Genomic DNA, 235 nt, shown 5'->3' on the forward strand with positions numbered 1-235 from the left:
CATGCCGAACTGGTGTGCAAACAGGCTGCGTGTGACCGGCCTGGCGGAGAAGGTGAGTCAGCTGCGGGCGCTGATGGAGGGCAATGTACGGCCACTGTATACGCGGGCAGAAGCGGAGGGTATCCAGCTGTTCCTGGCGGGCTGCGGCGGGCTGCTGCGCCCGGTGACGGACGAAACGTATGCGCCTTTCCCGGCGCTGACGGCAGCGGGGCAGGGCGAAGACTCGCCGGAAAAC

Annotated in this window: 1 protein-coding gene; it reads left to right on the plus strand. The window is 66.8% G+C overall.

The window, feature by feature from the left end; all coding sequences use genetic code 11:
• Position 1: 1 nt before the first annotated feature.
• A partial coding sequence (locus IBT54_RS25005; RefSeq protein ID WP_201253339.1) for a DUF1281 domain-containing protein occupies positions 2–235 on the plus strand: 234 nt, incomplete at its 3' end.

This window comes from Pantoea sp. S62 (genome assembly GCF_016658625.1).
In the GTDB taxonomy this organism is placed as follows: Bacteria; Pseudomonadota; Gammaproteobacteria; order Enterobacterales; family Enterobacteriaceae; genus Pantoea; species Pantoea vagans.